This window comes from Tahibacter sp., from assembly GCF_032229445.1.
Taxonomy (GTDB): Bacteria; Pseudomonadota; Gammaproteobacteria; order Xanthomonadales; family Rhodanobacteraceae; genus Tahibacter.
Genome location: NZ_JAVTWC010000064.1, coordinates 44,156 through 62,863 on the forward strand (window position 1 = coordinate 44,156; position 18,708 = coordinate 62,863).

The window sequence follows — 18,708 nt, forward strand, 5'->3', positions numbered from 1 at the left end:
CTTGCGGACAAGGACGTGGCATGAGCGGCGAAGCCCTGACTGACCTGTGCGAAACCACCGCGGCGCGGCTGCGCCATTGGCTGCTCGCCGGCGACGTGCAATGCGCGCAAGGCGCGCAGGCAGGCGGCATCTACGGCGCATTCGACGCCGACGGCAAGGCGCGTTACGTCTATCCCGAGATTACCGGTTACTACCTGCACTGGCTGGCCGATGTCGCCAGCGTCACCGATGCGGACCTCCTGCGCCCGGCCGCGCAGGCCGCGACCGACTGGGCCGAGCGCGTGCTCGCCGACGGCGCGGTGCCGGCGACGCGGGCTTACGTTGGCGCGGACGGCGCCGACGACTGGCGCAACCGTGCCGTGTTTTTCTTTGATCTGGCCATGCTGTTGCGCGGACTGTGCGCCGCGCACGAGGCCGGACTCGTCGCGCTCCCGACGAGCGCGGTCGAGCGGCTGATCGACGAACTCGCCGCGTTCGTCGATGCCGACGGCCGTATCCGCGCCGCACGAACCGACGCCGGCGTGACCTTGCCACCGCGCTGGTCGACGCTCGGCGGACCGTTCGAAGTCAAGGCCAGCTCGCGCGCGGAACTCGCGGAGCGGCACAGGCCGCTGCCCGCCGCGCTCACGCAGGCCTGCCGCGCGCTCGCGCAGTCGTATCGCGGCGAGGTCGCAACGCTGGCCCTCGACATGCTGCATCCGACGCTGTATTTCGCCGAAGGCATGCTCGTCGCCGAGCCTGATTGCAAAGCCGCGATCGCCACGCTCGCGCAGCGCTGCCTCGCGCTCGCCGATGCTGGCGGCAATCTGCCCGAAGCCGAGGATTCACCGGTGCCGCGCAGCGACATCCTCGCGCAGACATTGCGCGTGCTGCTGCTGACCGGCGCGGCCGAAGGCGCCGCCGTCGAGCAGCTGGTCGCAACGCTGGCCGATCGCGTCGACGCGGCCGGACGCCTGCCGTTCCGCGTCGATGTGGACGCGCCGCAGCCCAACGTCTGGTGCGCGATGTTTGCCGAACAGGCGCTGCGCTGGACCGCACGCGCGCGCCGCGGTCTCGCCCTGCCCGCCGCGGAATGGCTGGTGTGAGCCGTTCGAGTCTGAGCCGATTGAAGCAGCGGTCCGGCGTCGTACTGCGCCTGCTGCCGCACCTGCCGCTCGCGGCCGCACTGTTCGGCGCCGATCTGCTCGCGCGGCTGCGTCCCGGTGCTGCACGCACGGCACGCGGCGCGCGCCTGTCCGGCCTCAGCGTGATCGTGCCCGAACGCGGCACGCCGGACCTGCTGGCCGAAACCCTGACCGCGCTGGAACGGGCACTCGACGCGGTCGCCGAACCGCAGCAGGTTATCGTCGTCGTCAACGGCGCCGCGCGCGCGGACTACGCCGGCCTGCAGCAGCGCTGGCCCGGCTACGAATGGCAGTTCCACGCCGACGCGCTGGGCTACAACGGCGCGATCGAAGCGGGACTCGCCGCCGCGCGCCACGGCTGGAGCTATCTGCTCAACAGCGACATGCGCCTGGCACCCGATGCGCTCGCGCAATTGCTGCCGTATCGCTACGACCACGTCTTCGCGGTCACCTCGCAGATCTTCTTCACCGACGCGGACCGACGCCGCGAGGAAACCGGCTGGTCCGACTTCCACGCGAACCCCGAGCACGCCGAGGTTTACGAACGCGATCCTGGCAACCTGCGCCTCGCGCGCGGCAACCTGTATCCCGGCGGCGGCAGCTCGCTGTGCCGCACCGCCGAGTTGCGGCGCTATGTCGCCGATTCGCGCGACTACCGCCCGTTCTACTGGGAAGACGCCGACTGGGGCATACGCGCCTGGAGCGAGGGCTGGGAACTCGTGTTCTGCCCGGTGTCGCATGCGCACCACTACCATCGCGGCACGGTGCGGCGCTATTTCGAGGCCGACGAAGTGGCACGCGTGATCCGCCGCAACGAACTGCTGTTCGACCTGCGTCATCGCTGGACGCGGCGCCATCCGCTGCGCAGCCTGCAGCGCCTGTCACAGATCGATGCGGTGTCGCGGCGCGAACTGCGCGGCATCGGACTGGCCATTCGCGCGTTCCGCAGCCGCCTTGCGACCGAACGCGCGCGCCATCACGGCCTGCGCTTCGAACGCATCACGCAGGATCACTGGTACTGGCCGCGACACAACGATGATCGACGCCGGCCGCGCGTGCTGCTGGTCTCGCCGTTCGCGCTATTCCCGCCAGCGCACGGCGGCGCACGGCGGATTGCCGAACTCGTCGCGCGGCTGTCGGACGAGGTGGATTTTTTCCTGCTCGGCGACGAAGCCTCGCTCTACGGCCCGGCCAGCGAACCCTGGCTCCGGCATTTCCGCGGCGCGCGCCTGCTTGAAGGCCGCGGTGACATCGCTGGCGAAGCGGCGCTCGATCTGCCGACCCGGCTCACGCGCCACGCCTGGCCCGGACTGCGCACCGCGCTCGATATCGCCGTCGCGCAGTTCCAGCCCGACATCGTGCAGGTCGAATTCATGGAGCTGGCCGAGCTGGCGCAGGGCCGCGCCGCCGTGCCCGGCGCGCCGCGCTGGCTGCTATGCCTGCACGACGTCTATCTCGACAGCGCGCGTCGAGCCAACGATGACGGCGCCAGCGACGCGCGCCAGCGCGCCGCGATCGCGGCCTACGACAGCGTCGTAGTCTGCTCGACGGAAGACGCAGCACTTCTGGCGCCGCAACCGGCGACATTGATCGGCAACGGTGCGATCGACCGGCGCGCAAGCCACGTGCCCTCGCCCGACGGCCTGCTGCTGTTCATGGGCCCGTTCCGCTACGCGCAGAACCTGCACGGCATCCTCGCCTTCATCGACCACGCCTGGCCCGCGCTGCGCGCGGAGTTCCCGACGCTGCGGCTGCGCATCCTCGGCGGCGCCGAGTCCGCCGCGATCGCCGACACCGACGCGCGCCTGCGCGGACCCGGCATCGAACTGGTGTCGGCCTTCGTCGATCCGGCGCCGCACCTGTCCGAATGCAGTCTCAGCATCAACCCGCAGGTCGACATCCGCGGCTCGTCGATCAAGCTCATCGAGTCTCTGCTCGCCGGCCGCATCTGCGTCAGCACCGCCGACGGCGCGCGCGGCTTTGCAGAGGCCGGCCTCGGCGCGCTGGTCTGCAGTCCCGACATTGCCGGCATGGCCGCGCAGATCGCGCCGCTGCTGCGCGACACGGACCGGCGCCATCGCCTGGAGCGCGCCGACGACGACATTCTGGACAATTTCACCTGGGACGCGATGGCCGCGCGCCAGCGCGAGGTCTATCGCACGCTCTGCCCCGAGGACAAATCATGACCTGGTCATACGATGCGATCGCCGACGTCTACGCCACCGACATGGGCCGCAGCATGCCGTTCGACGACGTCGGCTGGTACCGCGCGTTCTGCCGCGAGCAGGACGGCGCCGTGCTGGAACTCGGCTGCGGCACTGGCCGCATCCTCATCGAACTGCTGGCGGCCGGGCTCGATGTCACCGGCGCGGACCGCTCGCTGCCGATGCTGCAGCGCCTGCGCCGGGATGCCGCCGCGCGTGGCCTCGCCGCGAACGTGCTGCAGATGGACCTGCGCGCGACCGCCGTGCGCGGGCGCTTCGCCACGATCCTGCTGCCGTATTCGCTGATCACCTACCTGACCGACCTGCACGTCGCCGTCGACGTGCTCGCTGCATTGCGCGCGCTGCTCAGCGACCAGGGCTGCGTCGTGCTCGACGCGTTCGTGCCCAAGCCCGTCGAGAGCTTCGCCGATTTCCGTCTCGACTACCGGCGCCCGCACGACGACGGTTTCCTCGAACGGCGCAAGCGCATCAGCGCGAACGACGACGGCACCAACCGCATCGAACGCCAGTACCGCGTACTCGCCGCCGACGACACGCTGCTGCAGGAATTCCACACCGACGAAACCATCCGTCCCTACGCGCCCGCGCAACTGCAGTCGCTCGCGCAGCAGGCCGGCTATGTCGTGCAGCGCGAAGTGCGCGACTACGGCAACGCACCGCCGAGCGCGGACATGCGCTTCGTCACGCTGATATTGCGGCCTTAGGGCTCCTTTCCTCGATTACCATGGCCGCAGAGCCCGCCATGAGGGGTGGCGAGGCGTAAAACAGGCTCCAGACATGAGCAATCGAACCTTCGCCTGCCTTGATTGCCGCAAGCTCCAGCGAAAGCCGTCGCAGCGTGCGGTCGCGGTGATCTGCCCACATTGCCGCCAGGAATGCATCGTGGTTGCCTGGAAACTGCACGTGCCGGCGCCGCGGAAACGCAAGAAATGGGATGCGTTCTGGAAGCAATACCTGCTGGAGCTGCGCCTGATCCAGCAGAAGCGAGCCAACCCGCATATGGGCAGTATGTATTTGCCGCTGCTCAACCAGTATTGGGTGTGATGCCGCGGATGCCCCGCTCCCGAAGACGGGCGGATCGGTCAATTTCCCACTGAGGCAGTACCGTCGCCTTCGCCTGCTTGATCCGCGCAGCGCTTGCCGCCACCATGAGCGGTTCGCGTCCGCAGCCAGGTTCCACCGCAATGAGCAGTCGCTACAACGCCGCCGATATCGAAGTCCTGTCGGGGCTGGACCCGGTCAAGCGCCGCCCGGGCATGTATACCGACACCTCGCGCCCGAACCATCTCGCGCAGGAAGTCATCGACAACTCGGTGGACGAGGCGCTGGCCGGCCACGCCAAGACCATCGAAGTCACCGTCTACACCGACGGCTCGGTCAGCGTCAGCGACGACGGCCGCGGCATGCCGGTCGACATCCATCCCGAAGAAGGCATCCCCGGCGTCGAGCTGATCCTCACGCGCCTGCATGCCGGCGGCAAATTCTCGAACAAGAACTACCAGTTTTCCGGCGGCCTGCACGGCGTGGGCGTATCGGTCGTCAACGCGCTGTCGACGCGCGTCGAGGTCACGATCAAGCGCGACGCGCAGATCCATCGCATGGAATTCCGCAACGGCGACCGCGCCAGCGCACTCGAAGTCGTCGGCAGCGTGCCCAAGAGGCAGACCGGCACGACCGTGCGCTTCTGGCCCGATCCGAAATACTTCGACACGCCGAAGATCCTGCTGACGCGGCTCAAGCACGTGCTGCAGGCCAAGGCCGTGCTGTGCTCCGGCCTGACCGTGCGTCTGACCGACGAAGGCAGCGGCGACAAGGACACCTGGTACTACGAGGACGGCCTGCAGGATTACCTGCGCTCCATGCTCGGCCAGAACGAATACCTGCCCAACGATCTGTTCGTGCACGAACTCAAGCGCGAGACCGAAGCCGTCGAGTTCGCGCTGGCCTGGGTGCCCGAGGGCGAGCTGGTGCAGGAGTCCTACGTCAACCTGATTCCGACCGCGCAGGGCGGCACGCACTGCAACGGCCTGCGCACCGGCCTGACCGAAGCGCTGCGCGAGTTCTGCGACATCCGCAACCTGTTGCCGCGCGGCGTGAAGCTCGCGCCGGAAGACGTCTGGGACCGGCTGTCCTTCGTGCTGTCGCTGAAGCTGCAGGACGCGCAGTTCTCGGGCCAGACCAAGGAACGCCTGTCCTCGCGCAATGCCGCGGGCTTCGTCGAAGGCGTCGCCCACGACGGCTTCTCGCTGTATCTCAACCAGCATGTGCAGATCGGCGAACGCATCGCCCAGCTCGCGATCGAGCGCGCCGCGGCGCGACTCAAGGCCGAAAAGCAGATCGTGCGCAAGAAGATCACGCAGGGACCGGCCCTGCCCGGCAAGCTCGCCGACTGCGCGTCGAGCGACCTGTCGCGCACCGAGCTGTTCCTCGTCGAAGGCGACTCCGCCGGCGGTTCGGCCAAGCAGGCGCGCGACAAGGACTTCCAGGCCATCCTGCCGCTGCGCGGCAAGATCCTGAACACCTGGGAAGTGGAATCGGGCTCGGTGCTGGCCTCGCAGGAAGTGCACGACCTCGCCGTCGCAATCGGCTGCGATCCCGGCGTCGATCGCATCGACGGTCTGCGCTACGGCAAGATCATCGTGCTCGCCGATGCGGACTCTGACGGCCTGCACATCGCGACCCTGCTCTGCGCGCTGTTCATGCGCCACTTCCCCGCACTCGTGCGCAACGGCCACATCTTCGTCGCCATGCCGCCGCTGTTCCGTGTCGACGTGGGCAAGCAGGTGTTCTATTGCCTCGACGAGAACGAAAAACGCGCGCTGCTCGAACGCATCGAACGCGAGAAGATGAAGGGCCAGGTCTCGGTCACACGCTTCAAGGGCCTCGGCGAGATGAACCCGCCGCAGCTACGCGAATCGGCCGTGCATCCGGACACCCGCCGCCTCGTGCAACTGACCGTGGAAAGCGACGACGGCACCAGCAAGGTCATGGACATGCTGCTGTCGAAGAAACGCGCGAGCGACCGCAAGAGCTGGCTCGAGGAAAAGGGCGACCTGGCTTCGCTGGAAGTCTGAGGCGAGGGGCTATTCGAGCGGCCCAGCAGAATGCCTAGGCGAAACGCCAAGCTGAGAGCCACAAGCCCTCCCCTTCAAGGGGGTGAAAGGCGACCGCTTAGAACCGAAGGTTCTGGTCGTCTTGAACGCCCAACGGGCCGGAGGGTTGGGTGGGGATGGTGTTCGGCGTAACGCTAGGGCATGCCATATACGTCACGCTCAACGTCAGCGCCGGTGTTCTATCTGCGGTGCGGAGCAACATCAACATCAACCCCATCCCCACCCAACCCTCCCCTTGAAGGGGAGGGGTAATGCGAGTCGCTCCCCTTGAAGGGGAGGGCTAATGCGAGTCGCCCGCCTTCAAGGGGCCAATGCGATCAGCCTGTCGCTTCAGCGAGCAGTCCGTCCGACGATATTGCCGCGTGCGTGCGTGTGCTGCGCCCCGCCCGCCACACCATCACTCGTCCTTCTTGCCCTTTTTCTTCTTGTTTTGCGCCGGTGCCTGCTCCTGCGGCGGCTCCTCGCCCTTCTTGTTTTCCTGCTCTTCCGGCGGCGGCGTGCGTGTACGGCCCAGGCCGGCCTGCGCCGAGGCCGGCGACGGCAAGATGGCGAGGGAAGCGAATACGACCAGGACGGCGGTGGCTATGGCGATACGCATGACGGGATCCTCAGCTGCGGTACGGTGACGAACGCCCGGCCGGGCGCTCAGTGTTCCAGAGCGGCTTGAAGCAGACGCCGTATCAATGCGGCAGTCGGCCCGGCGCGTTCCGGAAGATACGAAAAGGTTTCTTCATCCATGTAATTGATCTGCGCCAGCTCGAGCTGCACGGCCTCCACGCCGTCCGCCGGCCGACCGTACTGGCGCGTGATGTAGCCGCCCTTGAAGCGGCCGTTGAAGACGTGGCTGTAGTCGTTCTGGGCATCCATCACCGCGGCCAGTCGCGCCTGCAGCGCCGGCGTGCAGCTCGCGCCCGCGGCCGTGCCGACGTTGAAATCCGGCAGGCGTCCTTCAAACAGGAACGGCACGACGCTGCGGATCGAATGGCCTTCCCACAGCACGACGCGGCCGTGTTCGGCGCGCAGCCGCGCGAGTTCCTGCTGCAATGCGGTGTGATACGGCTGCCAGTACGTCTGCACGCGCGCGGCGATTTCCTCGGCGTCCGGCTCCTGCCCCGGCCGATACACCGGCTCGCCGCTGAATTGCACGGTCGGGCACAGCCCGGTCGTGTTCTGTCCCGGATACAGCGACACGTCGTCCGGCGGACGGTTGAGATCGACCACATAGCGCGAGAACCGCGGCACGAGGATCGACGCGCCGAGTTCGCGCGCAAAGTCGTACAGCCGGCTCACATGCCAGTCGGTATCGGGCACGCGCCGCGCCGACGCGGTCAGACGGTCCTCGAAACCGGCCGGCAGCGCGCTGCCGTCATGCGGCAGCGAAATCAGCAGCGGCGCGTGGCCGTGGTGCAACGTACAGACAGACATGAGCAAAACCGTATCGGAAGCCGGGGGAATTCGTCGTGGCTCAGCGCTTGTCTGCCGCGACCGCGGCCGACCTCTCACCTGCCAGCGGCACATACAGCGCCGACGGGTGCTGTGCATCGTGCAGCAGCTCCACCGTCACGGTACGCGCGTCCTTCGCGCCTTCGGCGTTCACCACGCCGCCGCTGTTGTAGTTTTTCTGCAGGTTGAAGGTATTGATCGGCCCGACCACGAGGCGCAGGCGGCTGCCGCGCGCGAGCCGGCGCGCGACGAAGGTGAAGTTCTTGAACTCGTAACGCTCGACCTTGCCCGGCGTGACCAGTACCGATTCACGCAGGCTCTCGCGGTGGCGCGCGCGCAGCACGTCGTTGCTCAGGAACAGGCTGCTGCCGTCGGGCGCGATCGCGTACACGTCGACGCTGAAATCGGTGTCGCGCTGGTCGAGTTTCAGCCACGCGCTGAAGCGGAAAAAGCCGGCGATATCGGTGTCCTTATCCAGCGGCGCCGTGTGATAGACCAGCTGCTTGCCGTTGCGGCGCAGCAGAGGGCGCTGGTCGGTCAGCTCGCTGCCCGACTCGTCGGCCGCATCGCCTTCCGCGGCGCTGACGTCGAGCGGATCGTAGACATACCGGTCGGCACCGCTGCGCGTCCCCTTGCCCGTTTCGAGCCGGCCAGAGGCATACACGTCGTTCGCGCGGCCGTTGTCGGAATCCAGGAAATATTCCGCGTGCGAAGCCGTCACCGCATCCAACGTATCGGCATAGCGCCACTCGTCCGGACCGGTGACGTAGTAGGCCACGCGCGCCTTGAGGAATTCGGGCTTGCGTCCGTCCTTGAGCGTCCAGTCATACCACTCGCGGTGCAGCGCGTTCATGTCGAGCAGGCTGGCCTTGCCGAGCTTGAGACCGGCGTATTCCTCGCGCGGCGTGCGCGTACCGGCGTGGTCCCACGGCCCGATGATCAGATAATGCCGGTCGCGCGCCGAGGCCGAACCGTGCTGCATGTGCCTGGCGTAGAACGCGAGCGCGCCGGGCTGGTCGCCGTCGTAGTGGCCGGTGACCGTGAGGATGGGCAGGTCGAGCGCGGCGTACTGTTCGTTGGTCGGATTCAGCCGGTCCCAGTACTCGCCCTGCAGCGGATTCGCGATCCACTGCTGGAAGATCGGCGACGGATTGCCGAAGCGCGTATCCAGCGTATTGAACGGCGCATGCGCCTCGTGCGCGCTGCGGAACAGCGTGGTCCACATTTTCTCATCGCCGAACAGCTTGTCCTGCGTCGCGCGGCCGCTGACATAGGTGAGCCAGCGCATGTCGTAGGGATAGAAGATATTGCCGCGCATCGGGAAATCGAGCCCCGGCATCACCGCCGCGACCGGCACGATGGTGGCCAGGTGCGCCGGCTTTTCCTTGGCCGTGGCCCACTGGTCGTAGCCGCCGTAGGAACCGCCCCACATCGTAATCTTGCCGTTGCAATAGCTCTGCTTCGCAAGCCACTCGACGATGTCGTGACCGTCCTTGGCTTCCTGCAGGAACGGCGTGAACTCACCGCCGGAATTGCCGCGTCCGCGCACGTCGACCGACGCGAACACATAGCCGCGCGCGGCGAAATACATGCCGCGATCGTGATAGTTCTGAGCGATATACGGCGTCAGCGACAGGATGCACGGCAGCGCCTCGCGCTCGCCCTGTGGGCGATACAGCGTGCCCTGCAGTTCCACGCCGTCGCGCAGCGGAATCTTCACGCCCCACTGCAGATCGACCGGCGCTTCGGCGGTAGGCGCTGGCCCTGCAGCCGCACTAGCGGCGATCGACAGCAACACGGCACAACAAGCGGCTCGCAGCATGGGTCGAAACCTCACAGGTGGAAACGGAGCGGACTGTACGGCGCGGGGTCCAGCGTCGGCGTGGCACCGGCCAGCAGCTCGGCGACGAGCTGCCCGCTGGCCAGCGACATGCTCACGCCGAGCATGCCATGGCCGGTGGCGAGACTGAGATTGTCCCAGCGTGCGCTGCGGCCGAGTATCGGCAGATCGTCCCAGGTCATCGGACGCCAGCCGAACCATTCTTCCAACACGCGCGGCCCTTCCGGCTCGCGCAGGTAGCGCGCCGCACCGCGCCGCAAGGCATCCAGGCGCAGGCGATTCAGCGTTTCGTCGTAGCCGGCGAATTCCATCGTGCTGCCGAGGCGATAGCCGTCGGCCCACGCGGTCACGCAGACGCTGTCTTCCCTGAGCACCAGCGGAATCCGCGGCGCCAGCGCCGGCCGCTCATAGGTAATCGAATAGCCCTTGCCCGGCTGCAGCGGAATGCGCAGATCCAGGCGCCGCGCCAGCGGCGGCGACCAGGCCCCGAGCGCGAGCACGATCTCGTCGGCGACGTAACGCCCGCGCGCCGTCACGACGCCGTCGATACGCGAGCCGGTCACCGCGAAATCCTCGACCGCGCAGTCCTCGACGATGACGCCACCCGCCTCACGCACCAGCCGCGCAAGTTCCGCCACATAGCGATCCGGCCGCAACTGCGCATCCCCCGGATGAAACACGCCGCCGATGACCTCGTCACGCAGGCACGGCTCCAGCGCACGCAGTTGCGCGCCAGTGCGTTCCTCCACCGGAATGCCGACCGCCCGCAGGCTGTCGAGATGCCAGCCGAACCCATCCAGCGCCTGCTGCTCGCGGAACACATACAGCGTGCCGGTCGCGGCAAAGCCGCAGTCCATGCCCTGCCCCGCCACCAGATCGCCGATCAGCCCGCGCGAATGCGTGAGGATCTGCGCCTTGGCGCGGTTGACCGCGTGGAAATCGCGCCAGTTGCAGCGCCCGGCAAAGCGCGCCAGCCAGCCCAGCAATTCGACATCCAGCCGTGGCGCGACATGGAACGGCGCATCCTTGCGCCACATCATGCGCAGCGCCTTGAGCACCATGCCCGGCATGGCCAGCGGCGCCGAGTGACTCGGCGTCAGCGTGCCGCAGTTGCCGTGCGACGCACCGCCGCCCACCCGGCCGCGGTCGAGCACGGCCACGCGCCGGCCGCTTTCCAGCAGATACCAGGCGCACGCAAGGCCAATCACACCGGCGCCGAGGATCAGCACGTCAGGCCGGGTTTCGGCGGCGGCTTCGGAAGGGATTTCGGATGGAGGTTCAGACATCGGCCGATCCTACCGATTTTCCGCCCCGACCCGCCACGCAGGTATTGCCAACTCCCGGATCGGTCATTAAGATGCGCGACTCCCTCGGGGTGTAGCTCAGCCTGGTAGAGCGCTACGTTCGGGACGTAGAAGTCGCAGGTTCAAATCCTGTCTCCCCGACCAATGAATTCATGGTCTTAGAAAAACCCGCCTAGTGCGGGTTTTTCTTTTGCCAACATCCTGCCAACAGTTTTAGCGCCCAAGTTCGGCATAGCCACCGACTGGTGATGGCTGGCTCTGTCCCGAGCCGCCGACGACATTACCTCTCCGCGGTGACAGCGTTGAGCGCGCACGCGCTGTCGCGTAGATGTTGGCCACCAGCGCACCGTGAGAATCAGGGCTCCAGAGTCGCGTCCGGGAGCGCTGGCGGGCTGGGGCGAGCAGAGTAGCGGCCCCTGATGAGAGCCTTGCGTATGTCTGATACGACTGGGTCGCTATAGCTGCACGAAGGATGAGCTCGCCGAGTTCACGGGCTATCAGTGACGCTGGAATCGAAGGTGCTCCGCGAGCCAAGGTGTCCGGGCCGAATTGGGCCGCCCTACCTGCCCGTAAGCGCCCGAAATGATTTGCGCTTTGCGATCGCGCGCGATCGGCATATTTGCGACTTGTATACGCGTTCAATAGGAACCGCGCGCGCTGCAGACGCGCCGGGCCATGGCCGGATCGGTCACTGGGCTTCATTCGTCCCAGCAGCGTTGCAGGCATCCAGCCTGCCGCGTGCCCGCGGCCTCACCAGCGACACCCGTTTGCCGCCAGCAGCGGGGCGGTGCGCGCCGGAATCTTCGACTCTCACGTTACGTCCACTCCGGAAGCCAGCACAGGACCGCCGGTCGTCGAATGATCCGTCGAACGATCCATGGCAGTAAACCTGCTCGTTCGTCGTTCAAGGGAACAGGCGCCCTTTCTGCGAACAGGGCAACTTATCTACCGATCGCCAGTCCGCCAGGTGCTTACCCATGAAACGTCTGCTGTTGGGAATGCTGTTGTTGTCCGGCTCGGCCAAGGCCGATCTCGTTGTGACGCCGTGGGAGTTGGACTTCCAGGTCCAGGCCATCCAGATTCCCAGCGAGCCGAGGGCGACGACATTCACGAATACCGGCAACGAGGCAGTGACCGTTGTCGCCATCGCGACTGTCCTGCCGCCCCTCAACCTCTTCAGACGCGCAGGCGGCAGTTGCGGTGAAGTGCCCTTTACCCTTGCGCCGCAGGCAACCTGCACGATCTCGTACACGTTCACGCCACTTGGCACCCATTCCTACCTCGAGAGGTTCAGAGTGACGCTGGCTGGAGGTAGTAGTGTTGAGTTTTCGCTGCGGGGTGTCGGGGACGTCGGGTTTCTGCAAATGTCGCCGTCAACGCTTGAGTTTCCCCCGACACCCGTCGGCACGGCCAGCCCGGAGTTCTCGGTCCTCATAGAGAACCCTCGGCCCGTCGCGGTCTCTGTCAGGTCCTTCATGCCGACAAATAGTGTGCCGGCTACCAGCGCGTTCGTTCTTACGGGCGGAACCTGTCCCGCGCCACCTTTCCTGTTCCCTGCCCAGTGGTCGTGCATGCTGTTCTATACCTTCTTACCGGCCCAGGAAGGCGGCTCGACGACGGAAATTGCTATCCGCACCGGATTGGGCTCAGGCTTTTTCTTCTTCACGCTCACAGGCACCGGTTTGCCGGAACTTCCCCTGTTTGGCGACGGATTCGAGCAACCACCGCCTACAGCGTTCGAGTAAGCCTGGGGAGAACGGTGCCACCCACCATCCCTACGATCTCGGGGGGAAAGAATGATGGCACCCATAGTTCAAACAGTTGCTTTCAAGGACAGCAACACCCGCTATGTCATAGGCCTGGGGCCGCCGCGATCCGCTAAGCGGCACGCTCGTCGGGTCGCTGCGCGTCGATCGGTAACCGCACAGTGAAGATCGAGCCTTTGCCGACCTCGCTGCTGACCTCGATCGAGCCGCCGTGCTGCTGGATGATGCTATACGACACCGACAGACCAAGTCCTGGGCCGACGCCGACTTTCTTCGTCGTGTAAAAAGGATCGAAGATACGGGCGAGATTCTCCGGCGGAATTCCGGCCCCGGTGTCCTGTATCTGCACCCAGACCGAGTCGCCATCGCGCCCGGTCCGAATCGTGACGGTGCCACGACCTGGATGCGACTGGACCGCGTTGACGAGCAGATTCAGGAAGACCTGATTGAGCTGACCCGGCAGACACGCGACCGGAGGCAATTCACCGTATTCGCGCACGATATCGGCCTTCTGGCCGATCTCATGTGCGGCGACATTCAACGTATTCTCGATGCTCTCGTGCAGGTCGACGTACTGCCACGCTGTCCTGTCGAGGTCAGAAAACTTCTTCAGATCGTTGACAATCTTTTCCACACGGCTCAGCCCGCCGGACGATTCCGCGATCAGCAACGGTATGTCGTCGAGCACGTAGCCAATGTCCGTCGAGCGCTTGAGCTCGGCAAGTATGCGCCGCTCCGCCTCGCCTTGCGTCGACTCGGCTACTTCGTAGGCCTTCATCACCGCGACGAGATCGGTCAAGTAGTTGGCGAGGCTGTGGAGGTTTGAGCGCACAAACGCAATCGGGTTGTTGATCTCATGAGCGATGCCGGCAGCGAGCAGTCCGATCGACGCCATCTTCTCCGACTGCAATAGACGAGCCTGTGTGCTGGCCATGCGTTGATTCAGCGCTTCGAGATCCTCGTTGCGCACCTTGAGTTCGGCGACCGCCGCCATTCGTTCGTCGACCTCGCACTTCAACTGATGGTTGACCTCCTGCAACAATGAATTGATCTCGTTGATCTTCAATTGCAGCAAAATGTTGCGCCTAGCCTTCAGATTCACGGTTGTCGCCATGAACACGAGCGAGAACAGGTTCGTGATGATCAGGAACAAGAAGACCTCGCGGTACATCAGTGGCGGACCGATCAGTTCCGCCACTGCGATGGAGCCGATATTGGGCACCATGTACAACAGATACGTTGCCAGGCTCGAGCTCATGCTGATGATCGCGATCGAATTGATGCCTGCCGCGATGATCGCAAGCATGATCAATTGCTCCGCCGTGATCAGCGGCGCGGCAAGCAGGTTGATCGCGGACATTCCGAGCCCAACGACGACCGTCGGGACTGCAAAAAAAAGCAGCCGCTGCTGCGCATTCGGATAGCGGGCCTTGATGCGGTCGGCACAAAGGACGATCACGAGTCGCGGAATGACGAGCAGGAACAATGCGACGAAGATCCAGCCGATGACCGGACGTTCGGGCACTATCGCCGCAAGAACCGAGTAGAACACGCCCAGCACGGGCAACAGCATCACCACCGGCATCAGTGCGCGCCGGTAAAGATCATCCACGAGGATTTCCTCGAGACGCTCGGCATAAGGATGATCCAGCGCGGACAGCTTGAACGGATTGCGCATCATGATCTACTCTCGAATGACGGTCGTAGCCCGCGTACGAAGTGCCGTGCCTGCGTTATGCGATTTTTGCCGAGGTTGATGACACCGACGGACAATCGTTCGGATGGCTTATCCGGCTGAAGCAGGACGCGGTGCCAACTCGGATCTTCCTCTCTCAGCGAACCCATTGCCTGGTTTTACACAAGTCCAGCCGACGAACGGCATGGCCTCAATCTAGGTAGTGCCCGACCCATTGGCAAGCGCAAGCGTGCGCCCAGCTCACCTTCCACCGCGCACGATCGAAGTGATCCTTACCCCTGCAGCTGCCCGCGATGGGGCAACAACTCGGCGATGCGGCGGCAAGGAAGTGTCGGCAGTCGGATCATTTCGCCGCGTCATCTCGCTAACGCGACAATCGGGCCGTTCCGGCACCTCCGGCTTCGCTCCGATGGACGAACCGCGCTCACTGGCAGGGTGCACCACGGTGGGAGAACGGCCGCGCTCGCAGCAGTGATGGCGCACAAGGCGTCTCTTCGGCGCCGATCGAGGCGGGACCACCCATGAAGCGTCTGCTCGCGGCACTGTGTCTGTATGTCATCGCGTTCGCGGCCCAGGCAGCCGTCCTCATCGGCGGTCCTACGCGCGGGCTCTGGTGGAATCCGAACGAATCCGGCCGCGGCTTCAACATCGAGATTCAGGACGACGTGATGATCGTAACGTCGTTCGTCTATGCGCCCGGCGGTGCCGCGACCTGGTTCATCTCGGCCGGCAGGTACAACTTCGCCACCAGCACCTTCAGCGCGACGTTCGACGCCAACACCGGAGGCCAGTGCATCGGCTGTCCCTACGTACGGCCCCAGGGCATCGCCAACGCGGCGGGCCCGCTGCGTATCGAATTCGATTCCTACGTCACCGGCACGCTCTACTACCAGGGCGGCAGCACGCGGATTACCAAGCAGCTCTATGCCTACGACGGCACGCTTGCCGTGCTGCGCGGCAGCTTCGCGCTGACGTACCACAACAACGGCAACGTCATCGGCGACTGGCTCGTCTTCCGCACCTACGAATCGAACGCTAACGGCCCGTTTGTAGCCGGATACTTCGACGGCTTTCCGACCAGCCGCGTGGCCGTAGCGCTCTATGACCAAGCCCTACGCAAGTTTGGCATCCTGGTTCGTGTCGGCGCCTATTACGACTTCTACGTCATCGACATGGACGACCAGCGCGTGTTCGGCCTGGGCTGGTCCTATCCCGTCGGCGGCAGTCCCAGCGGTTCGGGCAGTCCGGCCTACGGCACGCGCATGAAGACACCCAAGGAAGTCAACGCGGAATATGCGCAGCCGCTACTGCAGGACGCGAGCGGATCAGATGCGGACGGCGACGCGGTCCGCGCCGCCTCTGTCGCTCAGGCCAAACGCGGCGGGCCGGCTGATGCCGCTGTAGCCGCGTTTGCACGCTCGCTCGAGATGCGGATGTCGTTGCAGTAGGTTCGAGCAGTTCCTTGTCGCTTGGACGAGCGTTCGCGATTCAGCGGCAAGCTCGTTGGTCTTCAAGGCGACGACCACCTGCGAGGTCGCCGGAGATGAAGGCGCTGACCATTTTGCCGGTGCCGGCAAAATGGTCGATCCGGGGCTCCGGTAGCCAGCACAAGGTCAGCGACCTCTTGCTCGCCCGCTACTGCTGCAATCAGAGCGGAGCGTGGGGTCAGCTTCACTTCCTGCGAAAAGGCTGCGTAAGTTGACCTGACCCCGATTTCTTTACATTTTCTGCCATGGATTTCCAGCATGCGTGCCATTCGTTTCCTGACAATCACCCTCAACATCGGTCTATTCATCGCGCCAGCAGTTGCCGGCGCCCAAGTTTTGCCTCACACCACTAGCGACGCTTGGCTCGCCAATCCAGCGATCCCTTACCCGGTTGCAATGGGTGTTCCCAATCGGGCTACCGTGCAGCACCGCGCCGAGATCGTCGTTGCGCCGTGGACGCCGCGAACGTCGTTCGCACCGAGTACGGCGCACGTTCTGCGCGGTGAGTCGCCTGTTGTAAACGCACTCGACCCCGAGATCACGGCGAGCGTTACGTTTCCCGCTACGTCCGCGTCGTTCGGTTACGCGCCCGGCTACGCGGGCCTCGATGTCGTTGACGTCGACGGCGATTCGCGTAGTGAGGTCATCGCGATCGCGCAGGCCTCGTCGTCGTACTGGTACGTCGCCGACTGGACGCCACAGGGACTCACGATGCGGTACGTGAGCCGCGGTTATCACGATGGGATCGTCGACGCCGAAGTGATCACCGTTGGCGGCCAGAAGCGTTACGTCGTGGCGGCGGCGAGCACGCTGTACATCTACTCGCTGCCTGACATGCAACTGCTTACTTCGGTGCCGATGCCGCAAGAGCTGCGTCGTGCGCGCGTAGTCGACACCGATGGCGATGGCACGCTCGAATTGGTCACGCTCACCGGCGGCGGTTACTACCCGTACCCGCCATACCCCGCGGCGCTGACAGTGTCGGACCTGTCGACGCGCACTGTACGCTGGCAGACGGAATTGAATTCGAATTTCACATACGATTTTGCGATCGGCGACTTTCGCGACGAGCCCGGGCTGGAGATCGTGCTCGCAGCAGACGCCAGCACGGTGCGTTCGGCATCGAACGGTACCGTGCTGTGGACACTACCTGCAACGCCATTTGTCGACGTGGCCGCAGGCAATTTCGACTCGGACCCGCAACTCGAGTTCGCGATGATGCAGAGCTGGGACGCGATTCATGTTTTCGACGCGGGGCAGCAAACAGCGCTCTGGTCGCTCACCGGCCTGTTCGATCTCGATTCGGTCGCCGCGTGGGATTTCGATATGGACGGCCGGCACGAGTTGCTTGTGGGCGACGGACAGTGGGGCGACGTCTGCGTGTACTCGACGTCTACGCAGCTCCCGCAGCATTGCATCCACAACCGCGAGCACGGTGTCGGTCGCATCGCCGCCGGCAACATCGACGGCGCGCCGGGCCACGAGATCATTTGGGGCGCGGGCGTGTCCAGTTCCGGTGAAGACCAACTCGCCGTCGGTCGATTTGGCAATCCGGAGGTATCGTGGTGGGCGAGCGACGAGAGCGCATCGCATCCCGACGGCATCGTTGCCGACGTCGACGCGGATGGTACGCCCGAGTATGTGTATGCGTCGTACTCGACGCGCTCAGGCTACGATTCGGGTCGCGTCCACATCGCCAATGCCGATACGATGAAGGACGAGGCCGTCACGGCGCCGCTCGCGAACTCGCGTGACTGGCTCGGCACGGGCGGCATCGACGTCGCACAGCTCGACAGCGACCCGGCGCTCGAGATCATCGTCGCCACTGCCAATATACGCGCGCCCGAACTCGAGATCATAGACGGCGCAACGAGCACACGCCAACGGACGGTCGTTGTGCCCCAGGACGGACCCTACGGCACACCTGTTCTGCTGCCCCGTGTGATCGACTCGAGCGGCGTCGTGTTTCGTTACGGAAGCAACCTGCGTCGCGTCGCGCTCAGTGACGGCGCTGCGGTATGGACGATGCGGATGCCCGTCGGCGACAGGTTGAATACGCTCGCGGTCGCCAATGTAGACGACGATTCCGACCTGGAGATCGTCGCGGTCACGGAGCAATCGACGACGGTGCTGAACGCGACAACGGGCGTGACGGAGTGGGGGCTGCCCGTCGGCGGTGCTGCGACGATCGATCACACGCGCAAGCAACTCGTGCTCGCGGCGGGCACGCAGATTCTTGTTTACGACCTGCGCACGCACTCGCTCGTCAGATCCGTGCAGACCGGTGGCACGGCAGTGGCGGCATGGTCGGCCGATGTCGCGAACCAGCATATTGTCTTTGCCGCATACGACACGGGCGCGCTTCTCGCATTCGACTTCGCGTCGTCGAGTTTTGTAATGTCGGCCGCGATGGATAGACGCGATCTGTTCCGCAACGCGAGTGCCGTGCCGACCCGCGTGCAAGGCCGCCGGGTTTCGTTCTGGGGCCAGTCCGACTACGCCGCGCACCGTATGGACGTGGAGCTGACGATTCGACCGCTGTTCGAAGACGGATTCGAGTAGGCATACCCGCAAACCCGTGGAGCCCAAGGCGTGAGATCCGGCGCGTGGGGTCAGGTTCACTTCCTGCGAAAAGGCTGCGTAAGCTAACCTGACCCGAATGGCACTTACTTAACACGCACCGGATGACCCTGCGCGCGAACGATTTGCC

The 18,708-nt window shown here is 65.1% G+C and carries 13 protein-coding genes and 1 tRNA gene; 9 read left to right on the forward strand and 5 right to left on the reverse strand.

Annotated features, from left to right (window positions below; translation table 11 throughout):
- Positions 1-20 precede the first annotated feature (20 nt).
- From RUU78_RS12455 to parE, 5 genes are all read left to right on the forward strand, one after another.
- Positions 21-1,085, forward strand: a complete 1,065-nt coding sequence (locus tag RUU78_RS12455) for a hypothetical protein (protein WP_313917041.1) — start codon at positions 21-23, stop codon at positions 1,083-1,085.
- Positions 1,082-3,310: a glycosyltransferase gene (locus tag RUU78_RS12460; RefSeq protein WP_313917043.1), complete on the forward strand. Its 2,229-nt coding sequence runs from the start codon at positions 1,082-1,084 to the stop codon at positions 3,308-3,310. The genes RUU78_RS12455 and RUU78_RS12460 overlap by 4 nt, the downstream gene beginning before the upstream one ends.
- Positions 3,307-4,053, forward strand: coding sequence for a class I SAM-dependent methyltransferase (locus RUU78_RS12465; protein WP_313917044.1), 747 nt, complete (start codon positions 3,307-3,309; stop codon positions 4,051-4,053). The genes RUU78_RS12460 and RUU78_RS12465 overlap by 4 nt, the downstream gene beginning before the upstream one ends.
- Positions 4,054-4,126: 73 nt before the next feature.
- A complete protein-coding gene (locus RUU78_RS12470; RefSeq protein WP_313917046.1) occupies positions 4,127-4,393 on the forward strand; it encodes a hypothetical protein in 267 nt (88 codons plus the stop codon).
- A 140-nt stretch (positions 4,394-4,533) separates the two neighbouring features.
- Positions 4,534-6,423: a DNA topoisomerase IV subunit B gene (gene parE / locus RUU78_RS12475; protein WP_313917047.1), complete on the forward strand. Its 1,890-nt coding sequence runs from the start codon at positions 4,534-4,536 to the stop codon at positions 6,421-6,423.
- A gap of 436 nt (positions 6,424-6,859) precedes the next feature.
- On the opposite strand, the gene RUU78_RS12480 is transcribed toward parE, so the two are convergent.
- From RUU78_RS12480 to RUU78_RS12495, 4 genes are read right to left on the reverse strand one after another with little or no spacing between them, the layout of a single operon-like run.
- Positions 6,860-7,060, reverse strand: a complete 201-nt coding sequence (locus RUU78_RS12480; protein ID WP_313917049.1) for a hypothetical protein — start codon at positions 7,058-7,060, stop codon at positions 6,860-6,862.
- A 47-nt stretch (positions 7,061-7,107) separates the two neighbouring features.
- Entirely contained in the window at positions 7,108-7,887 is a 780-nt protein-coding gene (hutG, locus tag RUU78_RS12485; protein WP_313917050.1) for an N-formylglutamate deformylase, read from the reverse strand.
- Between the two features lie 40 nt (positions 7,888-7,927).
- Entirely contained in the window at positions 7,928-9,727 is a 1,800-nt protein-coding gene (locus tag RUU78_RS12490; protein ID WP_313917053.1) for a CocE/NonD family hydrolase, read from the reverse strand.
- Between the two features lie 11 nt (positions 9,728-9,738).
- Positions 9,739-11,031: an FAD-dependent oxidoreductase gene (locus RUU78_RS12495; protein ID WP_313917055.1), complete on the reverse strand. Its 1,293-nt coding sequence runs from the start codon at positions 11,029-11,031 to the stop codon at positions 9,739-9,741.
- Positions 11,032-11,116: 85 nt separating this feature from the next.
- Between RUU78_RS12495 and RUU78_RS12500 the strand changes: the two genes are divergently transcribed.
- Both RUU78_RS12500 and RUU78_RS12505 read left to right on the forward strand, forming a co-directional pair.
- Positions 11,117-11,193, forward strand: a tRNA-Pro gene (locus tag RUU78_RS12500).
- A gap of 833 nt (positions 11,194-12,026) precedes the next feature.
- Entirely contained in the window at positions 12,027-12,794 is a 768-nt protein-coding gene (locus RUU78_RS12505; RefSeq protein ID WP_313917056.1) for a choice-of-anchor D domain-containing protein, read from the forward strand.
- A gap of 133 nt (positions 12,795-12,927) precedes the next feature.
- On the opposite strand, the gene RUU78_RS12510 is transcribed toward RUU78_RS12505, so the two are convergent.
- Positions 12,928-14,496, reverse strand: a complete 1,569-nt coding sequence (locus RUU78_RS12510; RefSeq protein ID WP_313917058.1) for an ATP-binding protein — start codon at positions 14,494-14,496, stop codon at positions 12,928-12,930.
- 536 nt (positions 14,497-15,032) lie between these two features.
- Between RUU78_RS12510 and RUU78_RS12515 the strand changes: the two genes are divergently transcribed.
- Positions 15,033-15,959, forward strand: a complete 927-nt coding sequence (locus RUU78_RS12515) for a hypothetical protein (protein WP_313917060.1) — start codon at positions 15,033-15,035, stop codon at positions 15,957-15,959.
- A gap of 435 nt (positions 15,960-16,394) precedes the next feature.
- On the forward strand, positions 16,395-18,560 hold the full coding sequence (locus tag RUU78_RS12520; RefSeq protein ID WP_313917062.1) for a hypothetical protein: 2,166 nt from the start codon (positions 16,395-16,397) through the stop codon (positions 18,558-18,560).
- Positions 18,561-18,708 lie beyond the last annotated feature (148 nt).

Coding starts and splice junctions, on each gene's coding strand:
- RUU78_RS12495 (WP_313917055.1), bottom strand. CDS start 11,031: ATGTCTGAACCTCCATCCGAAATCCCTTCCGAAGCCGCCGCCGAAACC.
- RUU78_RS12515 (WP_313917060.1), top strand. CDS start 15,033: ATGAAGCGTCTGCTCGCGGCACTGTGTCTGTATGTCATCGCGTTCGCG.
- RUU78_RS12455 (WP_313917041.1), top strand. CDS start 21: ATGAGCGGCGAAGCCCTGACTGACCTGTGCGAAACCACCGCGGCGCGG.
- RUU78_RS12470 (WP_313917046.1), top strand. CDS start 4,127: ATGAGCAATCGAACCTTCGCCTGCCTTGATTGCCGCAAGCTCCAGCGA.
- RUU78_RS12510 (WP_313917058.1), bottom strand. CDS start 14,496: ATGATGCGCAATCCGTTCAAGCTGTCCGCGCTGGATCATCCTTATGCC.
- RUU78_RS12490 (WP_313917053.1), bottom strand. CDS start 9,727: ATGCTGCGAGCCGCTTGTTGTGCCGTGTTGCTGTCGATCGCCGCTAGT.
- RUU78_RS12465 (WP_313917044.1), top strand. CDS start 3,307: ATGACCTGGTCATACGATGCGATCGCCGACGTCTACGCCACCGACATG.
- hutG (WP_313917050.1), bottom strand. CDS start 7,887: ATGTCTGTCTGTACGTTGCACCACGGCCACGCGCCGCTGCTGATTTCG.
- RUU78_RS12505 (WP_313917056.1), top strand. CDS start 12,027: ATGAAACGTCTGCTGTTGGGAATGCTGTTGTTGTCCGGCTCGGCCAAG.
- RUU78_RS12520 (WP_313917062.1), top strand. CDS start 16,395: ATGGGTGTTCCCAATCGGGCTACCGTGCAGCACCGCGCCGAGATCGTC.
- parE (WP_313917047.1), top strand. CDS start 4,534: ATGAGCAGTCGCTACAACGCCGCCGATATCGAAGTCCTGTCGGGGCTG.
- RUU78_RS12480 (WP_313917049.1), bottom strand. CDS start 7,060: ATGCGTATCGCCATAGCCACCGCCGTCCTGGTCGTATTCGCTTCCCTC.